23 protein-coding genes and 2 pseudogenes are annotated in these 22,320 nt (G+C 68.9%); 11 read left to right on the top strand and 14 right to left on the bottom strand.

The window, feature by feature from the left end; all coding sequences use genetic code 11:
- Window positions 1-371 precede the first annotated feature (371 nt).
- The 3 genes from SGFS_RS51955 to SGFS_RS51010 form a co-directional block, all read right to left on the bottom strand.
- A protein-coding gene (locus SGFS_RS51955; protein ID WP_434028169.1) for an IS630 family transposase occupies window positions 372-1,456 on the bottom strand; the annotation gives its coding sequence in 2 pieces (ribosomal slippage) (window positions 372-958 and window positions 958-1,456; 1,086 coding nt in all).
- A gap of 501 nt (window positions 1,457-1,957) precedes the next feature.
- Window positions 1,958-2,872 (bottom strand): hypothetical protein, encoded by a 915-nt coding sequence (locus SGFS_RS51015; RefSeq protein WP_286259702.1) that lies wholly within the window; start codon window positions 2,870-2,872, stop codon window positions 1,958-1,960.
- 316 nt (window positions 2,873-3,188) lie between these two features.
- A complete protein-coding gene (locus SGFS_RS51010) occupies window positions 3,189-3,440 on the bottom strand; it encodes a hypothetical protein (RefSeq protein WP_286259701.1) in 252 nt (83 codons plus the stop codon).
- A 479-nt stretch (window positions 3,441-3,919) separates the two neighbouring features.
- On the opposite strand from SGFS_RS51010, the gene SGFS_RS51005 reads away from it, so the two are divergent.
- Window positions 3,920-4,603 (top strand): protein-arginine deiminase family protein, encoded by a 684-nt coding sequence (locus SGFS_RS51005; protein WP_286259699.1) that lies wholly within the window; start codon window positions 3,920-3,922, stop codon window positions 4,601-4,603.
- On the opposite strand, the gene SGFS_RS51000 is transcribed toward SGFS_RS51005, so the two are convergent.
- A complete protein-coding gene (locus tag SGFS_RS51000) occupies window positions 4,489-4,797 on the bottom strand; it encodes a transposase (protein WP_286260441.1) in 309 nt (102 codons plus the stop codon). The two genes, SGFS_RS51005 and SGFS_RS51000, sit on opposite strands and share 115 nt — an antisense overlap.
- A gap of 183 nt (window positions 4,798-4,980) precedes the next feature.
- On the opposite strand from SGFS_RS51000, the gene SGFS_RS50995 reads away from it, so the two are divergent.
- The gene (locus SGFS_RS50995) at window positions 4,981-5,295 is read left to right on the top strand and encodes a DUF6980 family protein (RefSeq protein ID WP_286259697.1); all 315 of its coding nucleotides are present in this window, start codon (window positions 4,981-4,983) and stop codon (window positions 5,293-5,295) included.
- Between the two features lie 757 nt (window positions 5,296-6,052).
- Here the strand turns inward: SGFS_RS50995 and SGFS_RS50990 are convergent.
- Both SGFS_RS50990 and SGFS_RS50985 read right to left on the bottom strand, forming a co-directional pair.
- Window positions 6,053-6,526: a hypothetical protein gene (locus SGFS_RS50990; protein WP_286259696.1), complete on the bottom strand. Its 474-nt coding sequence runs from the start codon at window positions 6,524-6,526 to the stop codon at window positions 6,053-6,055.
- A gap of 390 nt (window positions 6,527-6,916) precedes the next feature.
- A pseudogene (locus tag SGFS_RS50985) lies at window positions 6,917-7,742 on the bottom strand (IS5 family transposase).
- Here SGFS_RS50985 and SGFS_RS50980 point away from each other — a divergent pair.
- A complete protein-coding gene (locus SGFS_RS50980) occupies window positions 7,630-7,911 on the top strand; it encodes a hypothetical protein (protein WP_286260481.1) in 282 nt (93 codons plus the stop codon). The pseudogene SGFS_RS50985 and the gene SGFS_RS50980 overlap by 113 nt on opposite strands.
- Window positions 7,912-8,548: 637 nt before the next feature.
- On the opposite strand, the gene SGFS_RS50975 is transcribed toward SGFS_RS50980, so the two are convergent.
- Window positions 8,549-8,941 carry an ester cyclase gene (locus SGFS_RS50975; RefSeq protein WP_286259694.1) on the bottom strand — a complete coding sequence of 131 codons (393 nt, stop codon included), beginning with the start codon at window positions 8,939-8,941 and terminating at the stop codon, window positions 8,549-8,551.
- A 126-nt stretch (window positions 8,942-9,067) separates the two neighbouring features.
- Between SGFS_RS50975 and SGFS_RS50970 the strand changes: the two genes are divergently transcribed.
- A complete protein-coding gene (locus SGFS_RS50970; protein ID WP_286259693.1) occupies window positions 9,068-9,646 on the top strand; it encodes a PadR family transcriptional regulator in 579 nt (192 codons plus the stop codon).
- Window positions 9,647-9,666: 20 nt separating this feature from the next.
- The gene (locus SGFS_RS50965) at window positions 9,667-10,650 is read left to right on the top strand and encodes an NADPH:quinone reductase (protein ID WP_286259692.1); all 984 of its coding nucleotides are present in this window, start codon (window positions 9,667-9,669) and stop codon (window positions 10,648-10,650) included.
- A gap of 38 nt (window positions 10,651-10,688) precedes the next feature.
- Here SGFS_RS50965 and SGFS_RS50960 read toward each other — a convergent pair whose 3' ends face one another.
- On the bottom strand, window positions 10,689-11,228 hold the full coding sequence (locus tag SGFS_RS50960) for an ATP-dependent DNA ligase (RefSeq protein ID WP_286259691.1): 540 nt from the start codon (window positions 11,226-11,228) through the stop codon (window positions 10,689-10,691).
- Between the two features lie 146 nt (window positions 11,229-11,374).
- Complete coding sequence (locus SGFS_RS50955) at window positions 11,375-11,524, bottom strand: hypothetical protein (RefSeq protein WP_286259690.1); 150 nt, start codon at window positions 11,522-11,524, stop codon at window positions 11,375-11,377.
- Window positions 11,525-11,643: 119 nt separating this feature from the next.
- On the opposite strand from SGFS_RS50955, the pseudogene SGFS_RS50950 reads away from it, so the two are divergent.
- Window positions 11,644-12,135 (top strand): annotated as a pseudogene (locus SGFS_RS50950) (LacI family DNA-binding transcriptional regulator); the annotation flags it as partial.
- 216 nt (window positions 12,136-12,351) lie between these two features.
- Here the strand turns inward: SGFS_RS50950 and SGFS_RS50945 are convergent.
- Entirely contained in the window at window positions 12,352-13,311 is a 960-nt protein-coding gene (locus SGFS_RS50945; RefSeq protein ID WP_286259688.1) for an acyl-CoA dehydrogenase family protein, read from the bottom strand.
- A 26-nt stretch (window positions 13,312-13,337) separates the two neighbouring features.
- Between SGFS_RS50945 and SGFS_RS50940 the strand changes: the two genes are divergently transcribed.
- Window positions 13,338-14,219 (top strand): CaiB/BaiF CoA transferase family protein, encoded by an 882-nt coding sequence (locus SGFS_RS50940; RefSeq protein ID WP_350284105.1) that lies wholly within the window; start codon window positions 13,338-13,340, stop codon window positions 14,217-14,219.
- A gap of 519 nt (window positions 14,220-14,738) precedes the next feature.
- On the opposite strand, the gene SGFS_RS50935 is transcribed toward SGFS_RS50940, so the two are convergent.
- A complete protein-coding gene (locus tag SGFS_RS50935) occupies window positions 14,739-15,305 on the bottom strand; it encodes a substrate-binding domain-containing protein (protein WP_286259687.1) in 567 nt (188 codons plus the stop codon).
- Window positions 15,306-15,554: 249 nt separating this feature from the next.
- On the opposite strand from SGFS_RS50935, the gene SGFS_RS50930 reads away from it, so the two are divergent.
- Complete coding sequence (locus tag SGFS_RS50930) at window positions 15,555-16,736, top strand: FAD-dependent monooxygenase (RefSeq protein ID WP_286259686.1); 1,182 nt, start codon at window positions 15,555-15,557, stop codon at window positions 16,734-16,736.
- A complete protein-coding gene (locus SGFS_RS50925) occupies window positions 16,736-18,274 on the top strand; it encodes a hypothetical protein (protein WP_286259685.1) in 1,539 nt (512 codons plus the stop codon). The genes SGFS_RS50930 and SGFS_RS50925 overlap by 1 nt, the downstream gene beginning before the upstream one ends.
- A 383-nt stretch (window positions 18,275-18,657) precedes the next feature.
- Here the strand turns inward: SGFS_RS50925 and SGFS_RS50920 are convergent, their stop codons facing one another.
- Complete coding sequence (locus tag SGFS_RS50920; RefSeq protein WP_286259684.1) at window positions 18,658-18,894, bottom strand: hypothetical protein; 237 nt, start codon at window positions 18,892-18,894, stop codon at window positions 18,658-18,660.
- Window positions 18,891-19,148 carry a hypothetical protein gene (locus tag SGFS_RS50915; protein WP_286259682.1) on the bottom strand — a complete coding sequence of 86 codons (258 nt, stop codon included), beginning with the start codon at window positions 19,146-19,148 and terminating at the stop codon, window positions 18,891-18,893. Before SGFS_RS50915 ends, SGFS_RS50920 begins: the two co-directional genes overlap by 4 nt.
- Before the next feature lie 360 nt (window positions 19,149-19,508).
- On the opposite strand from SGFS_RS50915, the gene SGFS_RS50910 reads away from it, so the two are divergent.
- Window positions 19,509-20,063: a CAP domain-containing protein gene (locus SGFS_RS50910; protein WP_286259680.1), complete on the top strand. Its 555-nt coding sequence runs from the start codon at window positions 19,509-19,511 to the stop codon at window positions 20,061-20,063.
- Window positions 20,064-20,550: 487 nt separating this feature from the next.
- Here SGFS_RS50910 and SGFS_RS50905 read toward each other — a convergent pair whose 3' ends face one another.
- Window positions 20,551-20,760: a hypothetical protein gene (locus SGFS_RS50905; protein WP_286259679.1), complete on the bottom strand. Its 210-nt coding sequence runs from the start codon at window positions 20,758-20,760 to the stop codon at window positions 20,551-20,553.
- Window positions 20,761-20,844: 84 nt separating this feature from the next.
- Here SGFS_RS50905 and pdxR point away from each other — a divergent pair, with 84 nt between their 5' ends.
- Window positions 20,845-22,254 carry a MocR-like pyridoxine biosynthesis transcription factor PdxR gene (gene pdxR, locus SGFS_RS50900; RefSeq protein WP_286259678.1) on the top strand — a complete coding sequence of 470 codons (1,410 nt, stop codon included), beginning with the start codon at window positions 20,845-20,847 and terminating at the stop codon, window positions 22,252-22,254.
- Window positions 22,255-22,320 lie beyond the last annotated feature (66 nt).

Below are 22,320 nucleotides of genomic sequence, written 5' to 3'. Positions count from 1 at the left end.
GGCAGGCAACCATCGTCATGTTGCTCCTCGGAGGCGCTGTCATCGCATTCTTCCTGATCAAGGGGAAGAAGAGGTAGAAACACCTCTCACGTTGCGTCTGCCGCCCCTGCTGCGCGGGGCGGCAGACGCGCAGCCGCGGCTGGTTCCCGCCGCTTGCCGCAGCAGAGGACCGCAGATGTCCTCGCGCTGGCGGACGAAGTCGGCACAAAGGCCGGCACCTACGCCTGCCGTCCCAGCGGCGTCACCCGCGCGTCGACGTCGGAGCACACCGGCCTCCACCACTTTCGCCGCCACTGCTACGAGGCCAAGACGCCCACAGACACGGCGCCCGTGCTGAGTGCATTCCAGTCTCCTGCGTCCATGAGGCGAAGCTAGTGCTGTGGTGACGCTGGTTCGTCGAGTGCCAGGCCGGTGCCCGCTATGAAGCCATCGAGGGTGTCGGGCCGGTACTGAAGACGCTTGAGTCGGTTGCGGACGAGGGCCTCAAGCCGGTCGAGGGCGACCACGGCGAGGTTGGCCAGGCTGCGCTTGACGTGCGCCCATACCCCCTCGACGGGGTTGAGGTCGGGCGAGTAGGCGGGCAGCAGGAACACCGTCAGCCATGCACGCTCGGCGATCAACTCACGCATAGCATGGGAGACGTGGGTATTCAAACGGTCCCACACCAGCACGATCGGCGCTTTGACGAGCTGGTGGACGCCGTCGATCAGCGCGATGAAGTCGCGCTCGCCCATGCTGCGGCGCTTGCCTTTGCCCGCGGGGTGGACGCGCAGGCGGTGGCACAGCCGGGTGCGGGAGCCGGGCCGCATCGCGATCAGCCCGGCCACCGACAGCCGCCCCGAGCGTCGCCCGCTGACCGCCACTTGCGGAGTCACGCCACGCCGGCCCCAGGTACGTCCTTTGGGCGGCCGTCGGGTGAAGCCTGCCTCGTCCTCGAAACAGACGTAGCCTCCGCAAGCCGCCCGGGCTCTTTTACCTCGGTCCAGGTCGCCTCCTTCCACGCGGTGACGGCCTGCTCGTCACGCTCGGCGACCCGCCGCGCGGGGACCTGCGGGCTGAAGCCGAGCCGGTGCATCAGCCTCGTCGCCCCGGAGACGCTGTAGGAGACGTGGAACTTCCTGCCGATCAGCGTGGCCACCCTAGCCGCGGTCCACACCTGGTCCTCCACCCAGCCATGCGCGGCCGGCCCCTGCTCCAGATACCCGGCCAGCTTCTCCAGACAACGCGGGGACAGACGACACCGCGATCCGCTCGGGCCACGGGAGGCCAGAGCCTGCACGCCGCCGTCCCGCCACAACTGCTGCCACCGATAGGCCGACTTCAAGCTCACCCGCAGGCACCGTGCCACCTCCGACGGCTTGATCCCCTGCTCGAACAACTCGGCCGCCTGCAGCCGTACCGACTCCCGGCGCCGACGTCCCGCAGCGGTCAGCCCACCCCCATCCGCATACCTCACACACCACGGAATACAGCCACCACCCGAAGACCTTCAGGGACTTCGCGATGATTCACCCTGACGAGCCGAAGTCAGTAGGCGCCGCCGGGTCGTGGGCCGGGGTGGGGGGTGGGGGTGGGCTCGGTGGCCGCCGCGGAGGGGGCGGCGTTCGTCTGCGTCATGGCCGTAGACCCGGCCGCGCGGCCTTCGAGGCCTGCGCCGACTCCGTCTCCTGGCGCTCCTGCTCCTGGCGCTCGCGTTCGACTTGTTAGGCCTGCCGGGTGCAGTTCCTCTCGAGGGATGGGCTGAGCCGGGTCCGACAACGAGCGCCGCAGGGCCTCCTGATACTGCGGACTTCGACGTCCCTGCACTACCAAGGGCCCTGCGTTTATGCGCCGCACCGGTCGAGATCACCCGGTCAGGTACCTGGTTCGACCCGATCGCCCTCGTGATCGATGGGCCAACGGCATCTCACCACTCAAAGTCCGGACAAAGGCCCGGGTGAAACGTTCGGGCCGATGCTCACAGCTCGGTCTTGGGGCTGCTGTTACTGGGGTCCAAGAACAGTTTCCAGAGGGCGGCGATGAGGACCGCCCACTCCGACGCCTGGTTGTCGCCCCTCTGCTGCGCTATCCCCAGGAGGTCACTGTTGCTTGCTTCGAACTCCGGGTTGTTGACGGGGGCGTCATTGCTGTCGGGGCCGGGGGTCGTCGGCCCTTCGGCGGGCTGGTCGGCCAGTTCCTCGGCCGTGGGCGTCTCCTCCGTGACCCGCAGATCGGCAGCGCCTGCTGTGGGGTTGGGGCAGGTGATGGACCCCCCGCTCTCCCGGCACACAGGGGCGGGCACGGGCATGGTCACGTCCGATGCGTTGGGGCCCTCCAGGTACTGATAGAGGTGGAAATCCGTGTAGTGGTTGGGGGTGTAGAAAATGAAGCCGTTGACGTTGTCCCGGACGATCCGCTCGTCACCACGATTCGTGCCCCGGGTCGGCCGGATGTCGATGTCGTACTCAAGGAGCTGCGGCTCCTGCGTCCCGGGCATGTTCCGGATGAACTCGGTGAGATCCCCGGAGGCGGCGTCGAGGAAGAAGCCTCCCCGCATGATGAAGCCGACCCGATTTGTCGCCGAGTTCGTGGGGTCGTTGGGGTCGGTCATGTCGATTCTGTCGGTCCGCCTGCCGAAGGGGAAGCCCCGGCTCATCCAGTAGGCGATCGCGGTATCCAGTTTCTCCGTCGGGAACTGGAAGGTCTTACCGTCGTCGACGGCTGCGCTCGCCTGCTGCCCCTGGGACGCGGCAAACCACGTTCCGCCACCCAGCAGCGTCGCCACAGCAAGGAAGATCGCCAGGAACTTCCCGCTGAGCCATCGGGAACGGCGCTTGTGCGCACGGGTGCCGGACGCCCGTCCAGCGCCGGTGGGCGGGGTTGTCATTTCCATTGTTCGCTCCCTGGATCGTGATCTTGTTGGCCGTGGGCTTGACGGCCGCGTCGGCCATCCGGCGGGCGGGCGAGGCTTTCAGTGACCTCCGCGAGGCATCGCATCGGGGCGCGGAGCGTGCCCACCTCCCTTCCTTCCGATGTCTCCGTCGACCACTCGAGGGAGGCGGACGACTCCGTGCAAACGCATCCAGGAGTTGCCTCCGGCTCGACACTTGGGAGGTAGGGATGTGTACAGGCCTTGTTGCACCAGCCCCTCGAATCACAGCAACCCCACTGGCCGTATATTCAGAGGAGGCACACTTCCGGCACCAGGGTCATTTGTCCCAACCTCCGAGTAAAGCTTGATACTTCAAGATCAGCTCTGCGGGTCTCCGATGCAGTACGTCGGTGCCGCCCCCGGTAGCGCCGAGGAGCGAGAGTGCGGCGATGCCGCAGGTGGTCTGGTGACCGATCATCATCGTGGCGAGGTGCGGCCAACGGGTCGCGTCGGTGTGGCGGGCGCGTTCGAGGTAGGCCCGCACGACGCGGTTGGCGGTGCAGTCCAGGATCAGATCGTAGGAGTGCACGTCCGTTCTCGCCGGGTCCGGCACGGCCTCGGGACGGAGCAGGCCCCCCGCCGGACGGCCAACCTCTGAGATCCATGCGGTCCTGCTGAATCGGCAGTCGAGAGGTGTTCGGTTCAGAACGCCTCATGTCCGGTCGGCATGCGGGCACATCGCCTCTACCGCCCGCGACTCCCCGCCCGGCCGGGTGTGTGCCGGTTGACCGTCGCGATCACGGTGGCGTACGAGGAGCGACGCGGATGCCGGGGACGGCAAGCATCGTGCCGCTGCGCAGGCAGCCACCCCCTGGCACCGCCGCCGCGTAAACCGTCCGACGGCCCCGGAGCAGTGGCCGGGGTGCGATCTTCCTGCCGAACACCGGCGACAAGCAGCGGCGTTGTAAGACAAGGACGCCGGACGGCCGCTGGCTGTCGAACGTCGAGCTGGAGGCGTGCAACGACGCCGAGGGCAACGTCGTACGGGCGCCCGGATACCTGGCGCCTTTGCTTACGCTCCCGGTCGGCGACGTCTCGGACACCGCCACCGGAAGCCTCCAACTGGTCGGCGCGGACAAGTCCAAGGTCCGGCTGTTTTTCAAGAGCGGCGACACCTGGACGTACGTCACAGCCGGCACCGGCGTCACCGCCGCCGAACTGCGCGCCGGTCTCGAACTGGGCGTGGACGGGCATCACCTGCAGCGGGTGAAGCAAGCGCTGGTGGTCGACGGAAGCCGCCAGAACCCGAACCAGAGGAAGTTCACCTCGGAGTTCCCCAAGGAGGTGCGAAAGGCCGGTATCACCAAGCCGACGTACAAGTTCAAGGACGACTCGGACATCTGGCCGCAGGACTTCGTCGAGCCCGGCTACGTCAGCATTCCCGGCCCGGGCGGCAAGCCCCGTGTCCTGCATGTGATGATCCGTTCCGCGCAGATGGACCGCAAGGCCGGCAAGCAGGTCTTCGAAATGCGCGGCCCCGGCGTGGGCGTCGCGCAGGTCAACGAGGGGACGAACGACCAGATCAACTCCACGGGCAACCTGGAGACCACCCCGCCGTACACGCACAACGGCAAGTCTTACCCGGCAGCCGGATCATCACCGGCCGGCACGGGTCCCGGCTGCTCGCGCACACGGTCTTTCTCAAGGCCCAGGGCACGCAGGACCGCTGATGGCGACTCCGCCAGGGGGTGATCAGATCTTTCGTGCCGGCCCGTGCCTGCAAGGCAGTGAAGATCCGATGCCAGGTGCCGTCCCGTTGTCAGCGACGGAACAGGTCGTACACCCGAGCCCAGCAGGTCGTACACCCGAGCCCAGGAACCGTAGTCTGCGGGCATGTCCCGCCACGGGATACCGGTGCGGACCCGGAACCGTATGCCGTCTGCCATCTGCCGTCTGCCGTCTGCCCGTCGGGCTCCATACCGGTTGCCGACCAGGCTCCTTACCCTTCGGCAGCAGCATCTCCAGCGCCGCCCATCGCGCGTCAGCCAGATCTCCAGGTGCCACTCGGTGATCATCACAGACCGTGATCTACTTCTGGTCAGGGCGCCGATCTGGGAGAAGCCGAGGTCATGACCAATCACTGTTGCGAGGCGATGACCAGCCGCGTGAACGTACGCTGCGACCAGCACGCCGACCCCTTCGCCTGCCCGGACGCGCTGGTTGACTTCAGCGCCAAGTTCCAGGAGTACGGGCTGATCATTCATGACGGCGGTACGTCGAGCATCACGATCGACTTCTGCCCCTGGTGCGGACGACGCCTCCCCGAGCCACAGCGGGACCGGTGGTTTGACGAGCTAGAGCGCCGCGGGATCGATCCCTGGGAGGACGAGGTGCCCGCTGAGTTCCAGGACGACCGCTGGCTCGCGTCTCTGCGCCAGGAGTAACGGACCAGCAACCTCGGGGCCATTTCTTTTCGGGCCAGTGTCCAGGGCCTGTCCCCGCGCTCCCATGCGTCTCTGGTAACGGCGGGGTTGGAAGCGGAGCGTTCGAGCCCAGGGGTGCCTCGGTCATCGAGGAGCCCCGGGTGGGGGGAAGGCTGAGCGGGTGAACGCGGGTGAACCCTCGATGATGCCCCGGAGGTGTCCCCGAGGTTCAGGTGCCCGAGGTGAGACAGACACTGCGCCCTGAAACTGGCAGCAGCGCGTAATTTCTACACGGGTTCCTACTCAACTGACCACGTGGAGGCCCCAACACATACGCCACCCCTTACGGACCATGGCAGCCGGAGCAGCAATCTCGTGGGGGGGACCGAACCGTCGTCGCCGCGTTGGCAGCCTTGGTGTGGGCGGTCGACTTTGCGTCTCTTGCCTGGCTGACGTGTCTCGTGGGCAGAGCACCGGTCTGGGGCGCGGCGGCGGGGGTACCCGTCGGAGGCATCCTTCTGCGAGTCTTACTGACCGTCACCGGCGCTGCTGGCGCTCTTACCGCACTGGCTTTCGCGCCAGGCATCCGCCGGCTGTCCGCAGCGAGCCGTCTGCTCCTCGTGGGTGCTCCGGTATGCCTGGTCCCCACAGGCCTTGCGATCTGAACCTGGTTCCAGGCGGGCTGACCCCCATCCAGCACCGGGCGACCGCACCGGTCACCACAGGGCCGAACAGCACTGCGAGGTGACACCACCGGCCCGTTGCCGCCGCCGGCCGTTCACGACTGCGCGGGCCAGAACTGCACAAGGTAGCGCTCTACACCGTGTCCGGTGCCCTCGCCCTCTGACAGAGCCGCAGCGGCGGCGCGGCCCGCGCAGCTGACACGCACCCGCCATGATCCGCCGGAATCAGCCAGCGTGATGAGGTCGTCGGTGCGGCCCGTGTGCATCGACCACACGGCGACCTCGCCGCTGGTGGATGTGAAGTCAGCTTCGGCCTGCTCATCCCAGCCGGTCAGATCCTGCTGGGGCGGCGGCCCCTCCCACACTTCGACACTGACAGTGGCGGTGTGCGTGTGACCGCCGCTGGTGATGTCCAGCCGCCCAGGATGCGCGCTGAGAAAGACGCCGAAGTCGAAGTCGTCCGGGAACGGAACCGGCAGGTCGGCGTCGTCGCTTTCCTGAAGCCCGAAGGCGTGGAACCCCACGTGGGCGTCCACGTACTGCTGCCGGACAAGCTCGGCCACGGGCATCCCCTCAACTCACTCAACAGGTCACTCTCGAGACCCTACGCCTGAGTTTCAGCGTCCTGGCGCGAGCGGTACGGCCTCCTTCCGGGCGCCTAAGTGGGCGTTTGATGTTGATTCGCACCTACTGTTTCGATGCGGTTTGCTTGCATTCATCGTCAACGTGCACAGCTTGAAATGCCCGGAAGGTCCCGATGAATGGGGAGCTTCCAGGCCATCGCTAAACCAGACGGAATCCGGGACTGAGAAGCGGAGCAAACGGACGGCCGGGCCGATGTGTCGAAGGGCGCGAAGCGGTAGGTCCGGCACGGACCATCCCAAAGCCCCTGACCGCAAAGGGAGCTGATCGCCAGAAACTATGCCTAAACGCCCACTAAGAGAGCATCTGATCAGCGTTCAGGCCGTTGCGAGAGAGATGTCCGTTTCGATTCGCCAGGTTGGTGCGGATTCTCCGGTCAGTTCGCGGGACATTGTGTTAGCCATCGCCCAGTGGATCATTGCTCTCGATCTCTGCGGGAGAGCTTCGTAGTCTCGCGCCAGGCGACGGTGCTGCATCAGCCAGCCGAAGGTCCGCTCGAACATTCACCGCTTGGGCAGCGGCTCGAACCCCTTCGCCCGTGGCCGCTGCACCACCTCGACATCGATGCCCAGCCGGGCGCCGTGGTTGAAGATGTTGTTCTGGTAACCGCCGTCGGCCCAGACCTTGGGTCACACCAGGATGTGCCGCGGCCAGGTCGTCGGGCAGGAGCTTGCCGCCGGTGGTGTCGTGCACGTTCGCGGCGGTGACCAGGACGGCCCGCACAGGACCGAGCGTGTCCGTGATCAGGTGCCGCTTGCGGTCTTTGATCTTCTTGCCGGCGTCGATGCCCTGGCTCGTCTCGGCGACGTTCGCCGAGGTCTTCACGCTCTGCGCGTCCACCACGGCCGCGGTCGGCTCCGCATTGCGGCCATGCGCTCGGCGGGTCTTGTCCCGTAACAGGTCGTGAACTCGCTGGGTGGTGCCGTCGGTCTCCCACTTCGCGTCGTAGTCATAGACGGTCTTGTACGGCGGGAAGTCGTGCGGCAAGTACTCCCACGGGATGCCGGTGCGGTTGACATAGAGGATCGCGTTGACGATCTCCCGCAAGTCGTGCACCCGCGCCGCGGTGCCCGGTCCCGTCCGTCTCGCCCGCCAGGCTGTGAAAACCGGTTCGGCCGCGTTCCGTGACCGCCTGGTGGCCACCGCCGCCGAAGCGGGTGCCCCTGACCCGCAGAGCCTGGGCAGGCAGCTGGCCGTGATCTACGAAGGGGCGAACTCGCTGTCGGCTTCGTGCAACGACGCCGAGGCGTTCGAGGATGCCCGTCGCGCCGCCGAGGCACTGCTGAAGACCGCCCTGGAGCAGACTGCATAAGAGTTCAGCCACCGGCGCCTGAGCGTACGCCGATGGCAGTGCGGTGGCGGCGGTCGACGTGGCCGGATGGCGGTGGGCGACGAACTCGGCGACCGTGTCCGGCCGGACCGGGCGGTACTCCAGTTCGTCGTGCGTTCCGCACCTGGCGCTGAAGTTCCGCCCGTGCCAAGGGTGTTCGGACCCGGCGGCCACCAGGCGTTCGCCCAGCTCGCGCCGCGTCGCGGTGTTGAGGGCGGTGCTGCGGGCGACCAGCCGCAGCACGCCGGCTTCGTCGTAGCGGTCCAGGAGAAGGGTGAGCGGGTTCTTCACCGTGCCGGTGACACCGCCGATCACCGCTTCGGACGCCACCTGGGCACACTGTGGACTGTCGGTATTCGAGGGTTGCCGTATTCGCCGTAGAGCGAGCAGTTCCGTACCGGCTCGGTCACGTCAGCGGTGACAAGGTGTAAAGGCTCTCGCCGCAACGGGGGCTGTCTGCGCGAAGACGCCGGATCAAGAAGAAGACCGGCCTCTTGCGGTGAGCCCGCGCCGGCGCCCGCGCTCCGGTGCGGGCCTTCGCCCTCTGCCACCGCGTCGTACGGGCCCCTCCCGGCAGCGGCATCCCGCGCGGCAGAAGGCTCACCCGGCGCTACGAGGTTCACGGCGTCGGTAGGGCACCGATCTGCTGCATCACCCCGAGGAGGTCGGGCTGGCCCCGTTCGCCGAGGATCCGGCCGTCGGCCAGGTAGTAGAAGTTCATGGCCTGCACCGAGATCTTGTTGCCGCTCGCCGGGATCCCGAAGAACTCACCGTCGTGGGTTCCCCGCATGGTGAACCGCGCGGCCACTGTGTCGCCTTCGGTGACCGTCTCCTCCAGCGTCCACTGGACGTCGGGGAAGGCGCTGCGCATCATCCCGAGGACTTCCATGTACCCATCGGGTCCCCGCAGTGGTTCCGGGTGGCTTGGCGCGTGGAACACCGCGTCCGGAGAAATGACCTCGCGGGCGAGATCCTCGTTGCCCGTGTTGATGAACTCGATGAAACGGTTCATCACTGACTCGGTGGACTGCGATGGCATCTTGCTGTGCCTCTCCAGAGACGTTTGGACGGGTATCTGCGAGCGTAACATCGAATCGATGTTCACATCGATTCGATGTTCGCGTGCGAAGATGGACTCATGCTGGAACTCGCGATACTCGGCTTCCTCGCCGAGGGACCCCTGCCTGGACACGAGCTGCGCCGCCGCATCTCACAGCTGACCGGCTACACGCGGCCGGTCAGTGACGGCAGCCTGTATCCGGCGATCAATCGTCTGACCAGGGCGGGCTTGATCGAGCGGCGCGCCGACCCGGCCGCGGGGGCGGCCCGGTACGTGCTCAGCCTGACCGCGGCCGGACGGGCCGAAATGCTTCAACGCCTGCGCATGCCCGCCGACCACGAGATCACCGACTTCACCCGGTTCTACGTCGTCCTGGCCTTCCTCTCCCACCTGCCCGACGTGGCCGAACAGCACGCGGTGCTGCGCAGACGGCTGGAGTTCCTGGAGGAACCGGCGAGCTTCTTCTACGACAATGAGCGGCCCCTGCGTGCCGAGGAGATCGCCGACCCCTACCGGCGGGGCATGCTGCTCACCGCCCGCGCCACCAGCCGCGCCGAACGGACCTGGCTGCGCGAGGCCCTCGGGGAGAAGGCGCCCGCATTCGACACCGCATGCACCGACAGCGATCCGCATGCGCCCGCCGCTCCCGCGAGCTGACTGTCCACGGAGGTACCCCCATGCTTGCTTCCTGGTATGACGACCAGGGCCCCGCCGCCGATGTCCTGCACGTCGGTGAACTCCCTGATCCCGTCCCCGGCCCCGGCGAGGTCCGCGTCCGCGTCACCGTCTCGGGCGTCAACCCCGGCGACACCAAGAAACGGCGCGGCTGGCTCAGCTCGTCCATGCCCTTCCCGCGGGTGATCCCGCACAGCGACGGCGCCGGAGTCATCGACGCCGTGGGCGCCCAAGTCGACGCCCGCCGCGTCGGACAGCGGGTCTGGGTATACGGCGCCCAGTCCTACCGCCCCTTCGGCACAGCCGCCCAGTACACCGTCGTACCTGACCACCAAGCCGTACCTCTGCCAAATCATCTGAGTGATGAGCTGGGGGCGAGCCTCGGCATCCCCGGCATCACCGCCCACCGCACCGTCTTCGCCGACGGCCCGGTCGACGGCCAACTGGTCCTGGTCCACGGAGTTCTCGGCGGCGTCGGCTCCCTGGCCGCCCAGCTCGCCCACTGGGCCGGCGCGACTGTGATCGCCACCGTCCGCCGAACCGCGGACCTCAACCGCGTCGACGCGGCCGTCGTCTCCCACGCCGTCGCCCTGGATACCGGCGACCCCGCCGCGGCCATCCGCTCGTACGCGCCGCGGGGCGTCGACCGGATCATCGAGGTCGCGCTGTCCGACAACGCCGATCTCGACAACGCCGTCGCCGCCAACAACGCCGTCATCGCCGCCTACGCCACCCGCACGGACCGCACCGAGATCCCCTTCTGGCCGCTGCTGTTCAACAACGTCACCCTGCGGCTGCTCGGCAGCGACGACTTCCCCGCCGAGGCCAAGCGCCAGGCCGCCCGCGACCTCACCTCCGCAGCCGCCGTCGGCGCCCTCACCGTCGCCGTCGGCGACCGTCACCCGCTGGACGACATCGCCAAGGCCCACGACCGCGTCGACGTCGGCGGTGGCCACGGCCGCATCCTGCTCACCATCCCCCAATAGCGCGGACTCGGAACACCGCCCTGCTCAACTGCCTAGCCCTACGGAGCGGCCCGTCGCGCTGCCAAGTAATCGGACCAGTTCCCGCCGGCGAGGGTGGCCCAGCGTGCCGTGCCGCGGTCGGTCGTGTTCGGGCACAAAGTGAACGGCGCGCCGAGCACATCGCGGGCGAACAGGTCCTCAAGGAGCGCGCGTCGCTCGCGGTAGGGCCGGGCCAGCCGCTCGGTCCCGGCGGCCTCCAGAACGTCGAAAACGATCAGGTAGGCCGGATGAAGCGCGGCAACCTCGGCGGCACTTCGGCCCCGGCGGCGCGCGCGGCGCTGGAGCTCGGGGAAGTCCAGCCGGCCCCTGTGGGGGACGACGAGTTCACCGTCCAGGATCAGCACCTCGCCCAGGGCCAGAGCCGCAGCGGCGATGTCCGGGAAGGCGGGGGTCAGGTCCGATCCCCGGCGCGACTGGATCAGTACACTGCCGGGACGAGCGAAGACCAGGGCGCGGAACCCATCGGCCTTCTGCTCTGCGACCAGCCCGCCGGGCAAAGCACCCTCCGGGGGCAGGACCCGCCGGGCTTCGGCGAGCATCGGTGCGACCGGAGGGATCAGTGCCACGCCGCCACATGTCCGCGGCTTCCTGGCGGTCCGCACGCTGAGCGGCACGGGGCGCGGCGCGTCCCACCGAATGAACGCACCTCCCCCCTGAGGTTCCCCCGCTGCACGGGAGTGGCTGACTAGCAGGTCAGGGCGGGTTGACGTCGTTTCAGGTTCACTGGTTCGGCCGTTGCCTGGTCGGCGTAGTGCTTCTCCTCGAACTCGATGGGGCTGAGGTAGCCGAGGCGCTTCTGGATAGCCTCGGCGGCGGCCTGCCCGGACGGCAGCATGCCGATGTCGTCGACGACGATGAGGTCGCACCTGGTGATCTTCGCGACAGCCTTGGAGACCGTGTTGTCGACGATGGCCCGCCCGAGGTGGGCGGTCAGCGATTCCAGGGTGAAGGCCCCACCGGAACATCGCCCACATCGCTGGACAGGGCGTCGTCGGCGAACTGCGGCGGCGCAGCTTCGAGACGGTCATGCGCGAACACGCACTCGCCGGTCTCGCGACCGTGGAACAGGGCGATGTGACGGAGGAGGGCGACTACCGGGCGATGGTCAGGCTGCTGAGTGCCCCGCAGTGGCCGAGCGCCGTCTTCGCCTTCAACGACATCGCGTGCGTGGGCGCCCTGTCCGCGGCCGAAGAGTCGGGTCTCCAGGTGCCGCGGGACCTCTCCCTCGTCGGGTACGACAACACATACCTCTCGCGCCTGCGCCACCTGTGGCTCACCACGGTCGACAACGCCAGCCACGACGTCGGTCGCCGTGCCGCGCAGTACCTCCTCGACCGGATCACGGACCCGGCCCGTCCGAGCGAGACCGTCCTCGCGACACCGGCGCTCGAAGTGCGGGGTACGACGGCGCCTCCCACGACCGTGCACTCGACGCCGCGCGCCTGACCGGTGTCGGGACGATGCCGGGTAGCCGTCTGCCATGTCCACGAATTATGTGAAGTCATACGGGGCCCGGTCGGGACCCGGCGGTAGCCGAGATGCTGGTAGAGGGCGTTGCTGGTGAGTTGCCCGCATCCGTGAACAGCACGACCTCCGTGGCGTCCGCAGTAAGGGTGGCTCGGTTGACCTCGGCTGTCACCGCGGCCGGCGCAGGAGGCGGGATCAGCCCGTGACGTCCCTGCCGATGAGGCGGCGCGAAATGATCCACTGCTGGAGCTCATTGGCTCCTTCGAAGATCTCCAGAACCTTGGCGTCGCGGTACATCTCTTCAAGACGCACCGACTCGCCCGTGGCACCGACCTGGCGGACGAATCCGAGCGCCCCGTGGACCTGAACGGCGTCACGGACCACGTCCCCTGCGGCCTTCGTCGCGTACGACTTGGCCATGGCGGCTGCGGCTTCCGCGTCGTGGCCCCGGTCGAGCAGGGTTGCAGCTTTCTGGTAGAGGCTGCGTGCGCACTCGATGCTGGTGGCGTGCCCCGCCATGACGTACTGCCAGTGCTGCATGGCGCCCAGCGGGGCGCCGAAGGCGTGACGGGTGCGCAGGCGCGCGACGGCGAGGTCGAGCGCCGCCTGGGCAAGGCCGACGCCGGCGGCCCCGATGCCGATCCGGCCCCGGACCAGGGCTGCGAGAGCGACGCGCATGCCCTGTCCCGGGGCGCCGAGGACGCACTCGTCCGGCACCGCGACGTCGTCGAGGACGATGTCGGCCGTGATCTGGCCTCGGTGACCCATCTTGAGGTCCGGGGGGCCGATCGTCACGCCGGGGGACTTGAGGTCGATCAGCAGCATGACCGCCCGGTCGCCGTCCTTGCCGTCACGGCACAGAACGGAGGCCCAGCCGGCGACGACACTGTTGGTGATCCAGCGCTGGCGCCCGTTGACCGTGTATCCCGAACCGGTGCGCTCGGCCACGGTCGACAGTCTCCGAGCGGTCAGATCAGAGCTGGTCTCAGGCTCGGACGTGGCGAAGGCGAAGGCGGTGCTGCCGGAGACCAGCTCCGGGATCAGCCGCTTCCGTAGGGCCGGTTGGGCGGCGGCGAGGGTCTGCGGGACGAGAATGCACTGGCCGTCGTAGACACCGGCCATCGACGAGGACTCGTAGGCGATCTCCTCCGCCACCGTGCACGTGGCCAGCAGCGGATGCGCTGCAGCTCATCGAGGAAGCCGACATCCTCCTCGAAGGGATGCGTCCCGGGGTCACCGAGCGCCTGGGCCTGGGCCCGGACACCTGTTCCGCGCGCAACCCCCGGCTCGTCTACGGGCGCATGACAGGGTGGGGACAGACCGGACCGCTGGCACATGCTGCGGGTCACGACCTCACGTATATCGCGATCACTGGCGTGTTGCACGGTCTCGGGCAGACAGCCGACAGGCCGCAGTTTCCCATCAACCTGCTCGGTGACTTCGGCGGAGGATCCACCTTCCTCGTCATCGGCGTGCTGTCGGCTCTCCTGAGAGCCCGGATGACGGGTCAGGGCCAGGTGGTCGATGCCGCGATCATCGATGGCACCTCCTATCTGGATCTGATGACGGCCGGGCTGCGTGCGTCCGGCAGGCACTCGCTGCTGCGGGGCAGGAACATGCTGGACGGCGGAGTACCGTACTACCGCCTGTACCGGACGCTCGACGACCGTTGGGTCGCGGTCGGTGCCCTGGAACCGCAGTTCTTCCGGACGCTCGTCGATCGACTCGGTGTGGCCGACATCATTCCCGCGCAGGACGAGGTAGAGCGCCACGGCGAGATGGAGTCCATCTTCGAAGCCACGTTCGCGTCCCGGACCATGGCCGACTGGACTGCCCGTTTCGAGGGAACCGACGCCTGCGTCGCACCCGTTCTCACGCCGGTCGAGGCGGCGCAACACACCCACCTCAGGGCACGCAATACCCACATCGTCATCGACGACGTCACGCAGCCCGCACCTGCACCGAGATTCAGCGGCACCCCCACGGCGATGCCGACAGCCCCACGCAAGTCCTCTGCGGACCGAGTACTCGCCCGCTGGACCGCCAAGTCCGTTCAGCCATGACCATGCGTATCCGCGGGGTACTGGCTGGACAGGCCCGCCTCACACCGACTCGGGTCGGGTGCAGATTTTCTGAGCTGGTCTGTCCAGCCAACGCTCCTGTCTCACCATCGGTGGTGACGGAGTGTGCCGCTATCCGAGGAGGATGCGGTGGCGAAGTAGGGTGAAGCCTGACCCGGAGCACGCGCCTCCGCGGCCATCAACAGCCGCCGCTGCCGCTCGTCAAAGCTCCGCAGCAACACCGCGAGCTGCACCGTGAGTTGGGCATTGTCTCGTCCTGGATGCGCGTACACATCAAAGATCCCCAGAGCGGGAAGCAACACCGGTTGCGTCCAGGGAAGTTATGTACGGCCGTCGCTTCGGTGCCTGGTCCCGGTGGGGGCTGGGCGGTGGTGGTGGCCGCGTCATTGAGGCCCGGGCTTGTTCATCAGCTTCTCCGTGATGATGCAGCCGGGGAGGCGGTTGGCTCACGCTCCGGGACGGGTCGATTCACGCACTCGCAGATGCATCGGTTCCAGGTACTCACCGGGCGGCGGCGCCGTCCAGCGCGAGCTCGACCGCGCGTCGCCCCATCGCCTCGAACGGGAGGGCGGCAGTGCTCAGACGTGGGCGGAGGAAGGAGACGATGTCGTCGTCGAAGGAGACGACGGACCTATCCTCGGGGATGCGGAGTCCCACCGATCGGAACGCCTCGTAAGCGCCTGCCGCGATCGCATCGTTCAGTGCGACTACGGCGCGGACCGGTGCCGCGTCCCGCAGTGCGCGCGAGGCGGTGTCGAACCCCGCGTCGGCGTCCCAGCACTCGGGCTCGTGCGGCACGGAGACGGCTTCGATGCCCGCGTCCCGGAACGTTTTCGCAAGACTCTGGATGCGCCGGTGCACCTGAGCGGTGAGGCGAGCGGGATCGTCAAGGTGCGTCGGCACGCCGAACAGGTGCACTTTGCGGTGCCCCAGGCTGATCAGGTGCTCCGCCGCCTGCCAGCCGCCCGCCGTCTCGTCGGGGAGGACCGAGATGTGGCTCCCGTCCGGGCTGACGGCCGTTGAGCAGGACCACGGGCACGCCAGGCCGCCGCTCGGGAAGCTGGACACGGCTGGTGACCGTCGCGAGCACCAGTGCGTCCACTCCGCGGTCGAGCAGTGGCTCCACCGCGCGTCTTTATGAGCTGCATGTACGGCGCGGACCTGCGGGTCCACCCCTCGGCACGTTGACAGGCACCTGCCGACATGTTGCTATGAGGCGCTGCTCAGCCGGACCTGCGCCGCGTCGCATGCCGCCCGGGCACCGGATTGACGGCCAAGTGACCGGGGGCGGCGTCCCCGAATTCAGAGCGAGGACCCATGCCGCAGCGCGCCGCAACCATCGTCGGCGGCGGTATCGGCGGGCTCGCGGCGGCCATCGCCCTGCATCGCCGGGGCTGGCGTGTCGAGGTGCTGGAACGGGCCCCGGAGTTCACCGAGATCGGCGCCGGCATCTCCCTGTGGCCGAACGCGCTGCACGCGCTCGAGGTGCTCGGCCTGGCCGACGCCGTCCGGGCACTCGGCGCCGTCGAGGCCGTAGGCGGCGTACGCGACCGCCAGGGCCGTTGGCTGTCCCGTACGGACAACGCGGAGCTGGCGCGCCGCTTCGGCCATCCCCTGGTGGTCCTGCACCGCGCGGATCTGTTGCGGGCGCTCACCGATGCGCTGCCCGCTGACAGCCTGCGGCCGGGCAGTGAGGTGTCCGCGGTCCGCGACGAAGGACACTGCCTTGTCGTCGATCACCGTGGGGGCGAGTCCCGGCCCGACCTCGTGGTCGGCGCCGACGGGCTGCGCAGTGCGGTCCGCCGCGCCCTGTGGCCCGCCGCGGCCGGCCCCCGGTACGCCGGCTACACCGCTTGGCGCATGGTCACCGAGCCCCTCGCCGAGCCGCCCTCCGAGGGTGCGGCGACCTGGGGCCGTGGGGCGAGGTTCGGCTACACGGCGCTGCCCGGCGGGCGGATGTACTGCTTCGCGACCGCGTCGCTGCCGGCGGGAGCGGCCTCCGGCTCGTCCGAGTACGCCGAGCTGCTGCGCCGGTTCGGGTCCTGGCCGGATCCCACCCCCGCCCTCCTGGCCGCCGTCCCCGCGGACACGGTGCTCCGACACGACCTGTACGACCTGCCGCCGCTGCCCTCCTTCGTCCGCGGGCGGGTCGCGCTGATGGGCGACGCGGCCCATGCCATGACCCCCAATCTGGGCCAGGGCGCATGCCAGGCGCTGGAGGACGCGGTCACTCTCGCCCACTGTCTCGACGGCACCCCGGAGGTGGCCGCCGCGCTCCGCTCGTACGACCTGCTGCGCCGTCCGCGGACACAGGCCATCACGCGCCGTTCCGCCCGGCTGGGCGCGATCGGCCAGCTGTCGTGGCCGCCCGCGGTGCTTCTTCGCGACACGGCCGCCCGGCTGACGCCGAATCGGGCGACGCTGCGTTCCATGACTTCGGTGCTCGGCTGGACCGCGCCCGGTGACCCTGTGACCGCGACGACGAGCGAGAGCCACTGATGCCGGACTGGACGTACCACCCGCTGCGCGGCCTGGCCGCTGCCGTCCTCGGCCGACGCCGTTCGCAGCGGACCGCACTGCGGCTGCTGGCCTCGATCGGCTCCCGTCCCGCCGGCGCGCGGCTGATCGCCGGGGGGTTCGGCCACCGTCATCCGCCCGAGCGCCTCGCCGGCGAGATCGCAGGCGTGCCCGTGACCGTCCGCCTCGGCATATCCGTCCCGCCCTCGCTCGCCCGCGAAGCGGTACGCGCCATGCCCCCGCTCGGGGCTGGTCTCGTCGAGGTGGCGCCCGTCTCGGCGGCCGACACGGAGACCGTGCGCAAGGCCGCTGCCGGGCGCTCGATCCCGCTGGTTGTCCGAGCCTGCGACCCGGAGACCGAGGCCGCCCTCAAGCCCCATGTCGACGGGTTCACCAGCAGCGACGACCCGCACGTGGTCCATGTGTCCGACCCATCGGTCACCGCCGCGGCCACCGCGCTCGAGGAGCCCGGCGCCGTCGTGCTCGCCCGGCCCGGGGTGCTCGTCGCGGCCGGACCCGGCTGGTTCCAACGGGTCACCGAGGCAGCCACGCCCACCACGCCCGCTCCGCGGCTACGGGACGTCGGCCGCGATCCCCGCCGCTGGCCCGCCTGGTGGTGGGCGCTGCTCGTCGGGCTGGGTATGACGGGCGCCGGACTCGGCGCCGCGGCGATCACGCTCGGGCCGGTGCTGCTCTGGTACGACCGCGACTACCTCGGCATGACGCTGCACGAACTGCATGGCGCCAACCACCACCTCGTGCACTTCCTCCAGCACGACCGGATCACCATGGCCGGCACGATGGTGGCGATCGGCGCCCTCTACACCGGCCTCGCCGTGGGCGGGATCAGACGCGGCCGGCCCTGGGCCCGCGAGGTGTATCTGCTCTTGGGGGCGATCAGCTTCCCCACCTTGTTCTACTTCCTGGCCACCGGTTTCGTGGAACCTCTGCACACGGCCACCACCATCGTGCTGTTCCCGATGTTCGTGGCCGCGGTCCGTCGGACCCCGCACGCACCGAGGTGGCGCCTGGCCCCCGAGGGGCCTGAGCCGGAACGCCGACGGGCGCTGGTCGGCCAACTGCTGCTGATCGTCACGGGAGCGGGGCTGTTCGTCGGCGGAGCGGTGATCTCGGTGGTCGGTCTGACCGGTGTCTTCGTGCCGACCGACCTGGTCTTCCTGGGCACCAGCGCGCGCACGCTGGACGTGGTGAACCCCCGGCTTGTGCCGTTCGTCGCGCATGACCGCGCGGGGTTCGGCGGCGCCCTGATGGCCGCCGCGGTGGCGATCACTCTGCTCAGCGCGTGGGGCTGGCGGCGGGGTGAGGCCTGGGTGTTCTGGACCCTGGCCACTGCGGCGGCCGCCGGCTTCCTGCCGGCTGTCGTGGTGCACGGTGCGATTCACTACACCGACTTCATCCACCTCGCGCCGGTCTACTTCGGCATCGCCACGACCGCCACCGGCCTGCTGCTCGCGCGTCCGTACCTCTGCGCCAAGGCGTCGGCGAGGCCGAAGGACTGACCGGGCCGCCCCGGTCGGCGCTCCACCACGAGCGCATGGACGACTCGGGCGCCCCCGATCCACCGGACCGGCAGCTGTACAGGTTGGCCTTCTGGGGCTCGGCGAAAGTTCCGATCGTCGGCGAGAGCGGGCGGCGTCGTACATCCGCCGCGAAGTCCTCCGACGGCACGGGACTTCGTCCAACTCCCCTGCGTTCGATGGAGGAGGCGACGTATCGGTGTCGACGGCATGCCCCACCCTCGCGCCTGTGGCCATACCTGCAGCAGGGACAGCCGGCACCCCGAACGCCGGCGGCGGCTCCCGCCGGCGTTCGGCCCGTGCGGCAGACGGTGTACCGGTGCTTCGCCCAACCAGGTGCCATGTCGGTGGGCGAAGCGCCGTGGTCAGCGGCTGAATGTCTCCACGACATACTTGTGGAATTCAGACGTGCTGTTGACATCGATCAGATGCTCCGGAACCTCGACCTCTTGAACAGTCTGGCCCTGCAGGGGGACGATGAATGCCACCGGCTGGGTGTCCGCCTTAGAAGCTTCCGTTCCCACATCCTCGGGAATTCCGATCGGCCCAGATGTCGCCGCAACCAGTTCCCCACGCTCGTTGATGAGCACGTTCAGCTTCATGCGCCTCCACCACCCTGCAGGTTGTGCCAAGCGCCCCCAGGACCACGGTTCGCGATGGTTACAAAGTACGCAGCCGTCCCGTCGTTGAACCGCGACTTGCCCTGCTCGTCCGCTACGTGCTGCCCGCCCGCGTTGGGAGTCTTGACGTCGGCACCCGCCTGCTGAAACCCTCTGTCGGAGCCCCATGAATAGTTCCAGCGAACCTGCTGCCCAGCGGCGAGAAACGTCAATGTTCCCGCGTTGGAAAACGCCATCTCTTCAATCCTTTCGACTGTTTTCCAGATGAAGCCGACGGAACCGACTCTATGAGTCGGTGAGTCCGTCCGCATTTCGCAGTCGTCCGATTGAGTAAATACGGAAGGTCGCCCGCTCTCGGGGGTTTACCTCTCCTCCCGCTCTCTTCCGTAGCGGGTCACCCGCAACCGCAGGGTGCCAGGTGGCGGCACGGCAGACCGGGTGTCAGGCTGGGAAACGACGTCGTAGCGCTGCGTCGCCCTCTCCGTACCGCTTTGAACCATCTGTTCGCGGGAGGTCGAACCACCGTGAGAAGGCACGCAACACACAGCAGAGCCGCGTTGACTCTCGCCGCGGCCGGCGTTCTCTCAGCCACCCTCGTGCCCGCTACCGCATCGCAGGCCACGGCCGTCTCGGAATGCGACAGTGCGGCGGCCTACTACGACCGGAGCCCAGGAGGTGGCACCGGCACCCTCGGGACACGGCAGGCGCTGGTCTGTCTCATCAACGCCGAGCGCGCACGGCACGGGCTGCCGGCGCTCACGTACAACCAGTCCCTGACGGACGCGGCGTTTCAGCACACCGACCAGGCGGTGCGCCTGAAGTGGTGGGGGCCCGGCAAGGACTCGCACACCAACCCTCAGACCGGCTCGACGCCAGTGAGTCGTATCAAGGCCGCGGGCTACTGTCCGAACCCTCGGTCCTGGAAGGTCAACGAGATCACCTACACCGGCTGGGGCGGCGGGGGCACACCACGGGCGGCCGTCAACTGGTGGGTGAACGTCAGCACATGGGGGCACCGCCAGATCGTCCTCGACCCGTCGCTCAGGGAGATCGGGCGCTGGGGCCTGGGAGGCGCGGCCGACCCGGCCGGCGCCGGCGCGAGCGAAGCGGGAACCTACGTCGTGACGTTCGGAAGCTGCCAACCGGCCTGAGCTTTCAGAGAACGTTCAACAGGCTCTCGAGAGCGACGGATTCGGAGAGTTCCCGTCGGCAGTGCTCCGCTGTGGTCTGTGCGTAGGGCATGACGAACCATCAGCAGGTTCGGGTCTACGTCGGGGACAGGCGTGGTGTGAGGGTGACCCTCGAGGTAACGGCCACGGTGATGGTGATTTCGCGCGCCGTGCGGGCGGTCTGCAGTAGTGCCCGGGTACGGGTACTTGTCGCGCAGTTGTTCGCGCACCGGCGGGTGGCTGCGCAGTAGCCCGCTGAGCACCGACAGACGGCGATCTCCTACGAGGTGCACCGGATCCTGGCCTCCGCGCCGGACCGGTTCGAGCTGATCCAGCACCCTCTGCTGAGCGCACCCGGCCGCCCGCCGGTGGAGTGCGGAAGTGGCCAAGAAGACGTGCCCGTCGAGTGACGCAGTCGGGGCCGACAGACGCCCCTACACGTCTGTTCGGCCCTACGCGGGCCAAGAGGCTACGTCCCCTCTATGCGCCGCCCGAGTCGGGCCCGCAGCCAGCGCCTCGCGGGCCCGCTCCGGCGGTCGTCGTCCGGTACGACCGGCGCGTCCGGCAGCGCCGACAGGGCGCCGGCCTTGGCGTACCAGTGGTCGAACACACCGCGGAACAGCGGATGGGCCTGGGCCGGTGGTGAGCTCCGTACGAAAGCCACGGTCTTCTCCCTCATGTGCGCGTCGGTGCCGACCAGTTGTCCCTTGTGCCGACAGAGCCGAAGTTACCGAGGAATGGCTCGCTGATACCGTCCAATAACATGCGGGTATCACAGACCAATCTGGCAGGGGATCTCCTGCTCCACCTGGGTCAGCCCAGCGACGGACCGCTGCACGAGAGGGTCAAGCGGGCGCTGCGCTCCGCGATCAGGGACGGGCGTATCGAGGTCGGCACCGCACTGCCCCCCAGCCGGCAGCTCGCCGCCGACCTCGGCTGCTCGCGCTGGACGGTGACCGAGGCCTACAGCCAGCTCGTCGCGGAGGGTTACCTGGAAGCCAAGACCGGCTCCGCCACCCGGGTGCGCTGGTCGAACAACCCCGACGCCGACGCCCGGCACCCCGCCCAGCGCGACGCTCCCCCGGCCCGCTTCGACCTCGCTCCGGGCCTGCCGGACCTGCGCGCGTTCCCGCGCCGCCAGTGGGCCGACGCCGTCCGCGGTCAGGTGACCACCGCGGCGTTCACGGAGTTCGGTTACCCGCCGCCCGGTGGCCATGTCCGCCTCAGGCGGCTGCTGGCCGCGAACCTGGGCCGTTCCCGCGGCGTCGTGGCAGGGCCACAGGACGTGACGGTGTGCACCAGCGTGACCGACGGGGTGCGGCGCGTCTGCCACGCCCTGCGAGCCGAAGGCATCACCGCCGTCGGCTGCGAGGAACCGGGCTGGACACGGCTGCGTGAGGTGATCCGCGCCGCGGGCCTGGAGCCGGTGCCGCTGCGCACGGACAGCGGCGGCCTGCGCACAGAGGACCTCGCCCGACACCCCGGCCTCCGGGCGGTACTGACCGCCCCCGCGCACCAGTTCCCCCTGGGCACCGTGCTCGCCCCCGAACGCCGCGCCGCCCTGCTGCACTGGGCCCGCCAGGCGGACGGCGTCGTACTGGAAGACGACTACGACGCAGAGTTCCGCTACGACCGACGCCCGGTCGCGGCCGTCCAGGGCATGGACCCGTCCCGCGTCATCCTGTTCAAATCACTCAGCAAGACCCTGTCCCCCGCGCTCGGCATCGGATGGATCGTGGCACCACCCCGCTGGTCCCACCACCTGCACCGAACCGACCAGACGGCAACCCAGCCCGCGCCTCTCGACCAGCTCGCCTTCGCCGCACTCCTGGAATCGGGCGCCTACGACCGCCATCTGAGGGCCTGTCGAAGGCGCTATCGCAACCGCCGCGACGCACTCGTCCAAGCCCTCGCCCAGCAGCTCCCCACCGCCCCCGTCTCCGGCATCGCAGCCGGCCTCCACCTCATCCTCCGCCTGCCCGCCACAGTGGACACCCAAGCCGTGGTCGCCGCAGCAGCCTCCCGTTCGCTACGCGTCGCCGACCTCGCCGACTACCACGCCACCGGCGACCACGCCGACCACGGGCTCGTCCTCGGGTACGGCAACCTCGCCGACAGCGCGGTGACCGAAGCCGTGCGCCACCTCCACGAGGCAATCCAGTACAGCCGATAACACATGGTGCGCGGCCGGACAGGATTCAATCGAGCGCGTCAACCGACCCACCCCTACGTCCCACCG

It is taken from the genome of Streptomyces graminofaciens (genome assembly GCF_030294945.1).
GTDB lineage: Bacteria > Actinomycetota > Actinomycetes > Streptomycetales > Streptomycetaceae > Streptomyces > Streptomyces graminofaciens.
This window is presented reverse-complemented; position numbering and strand designations above follow the sequence as displayed.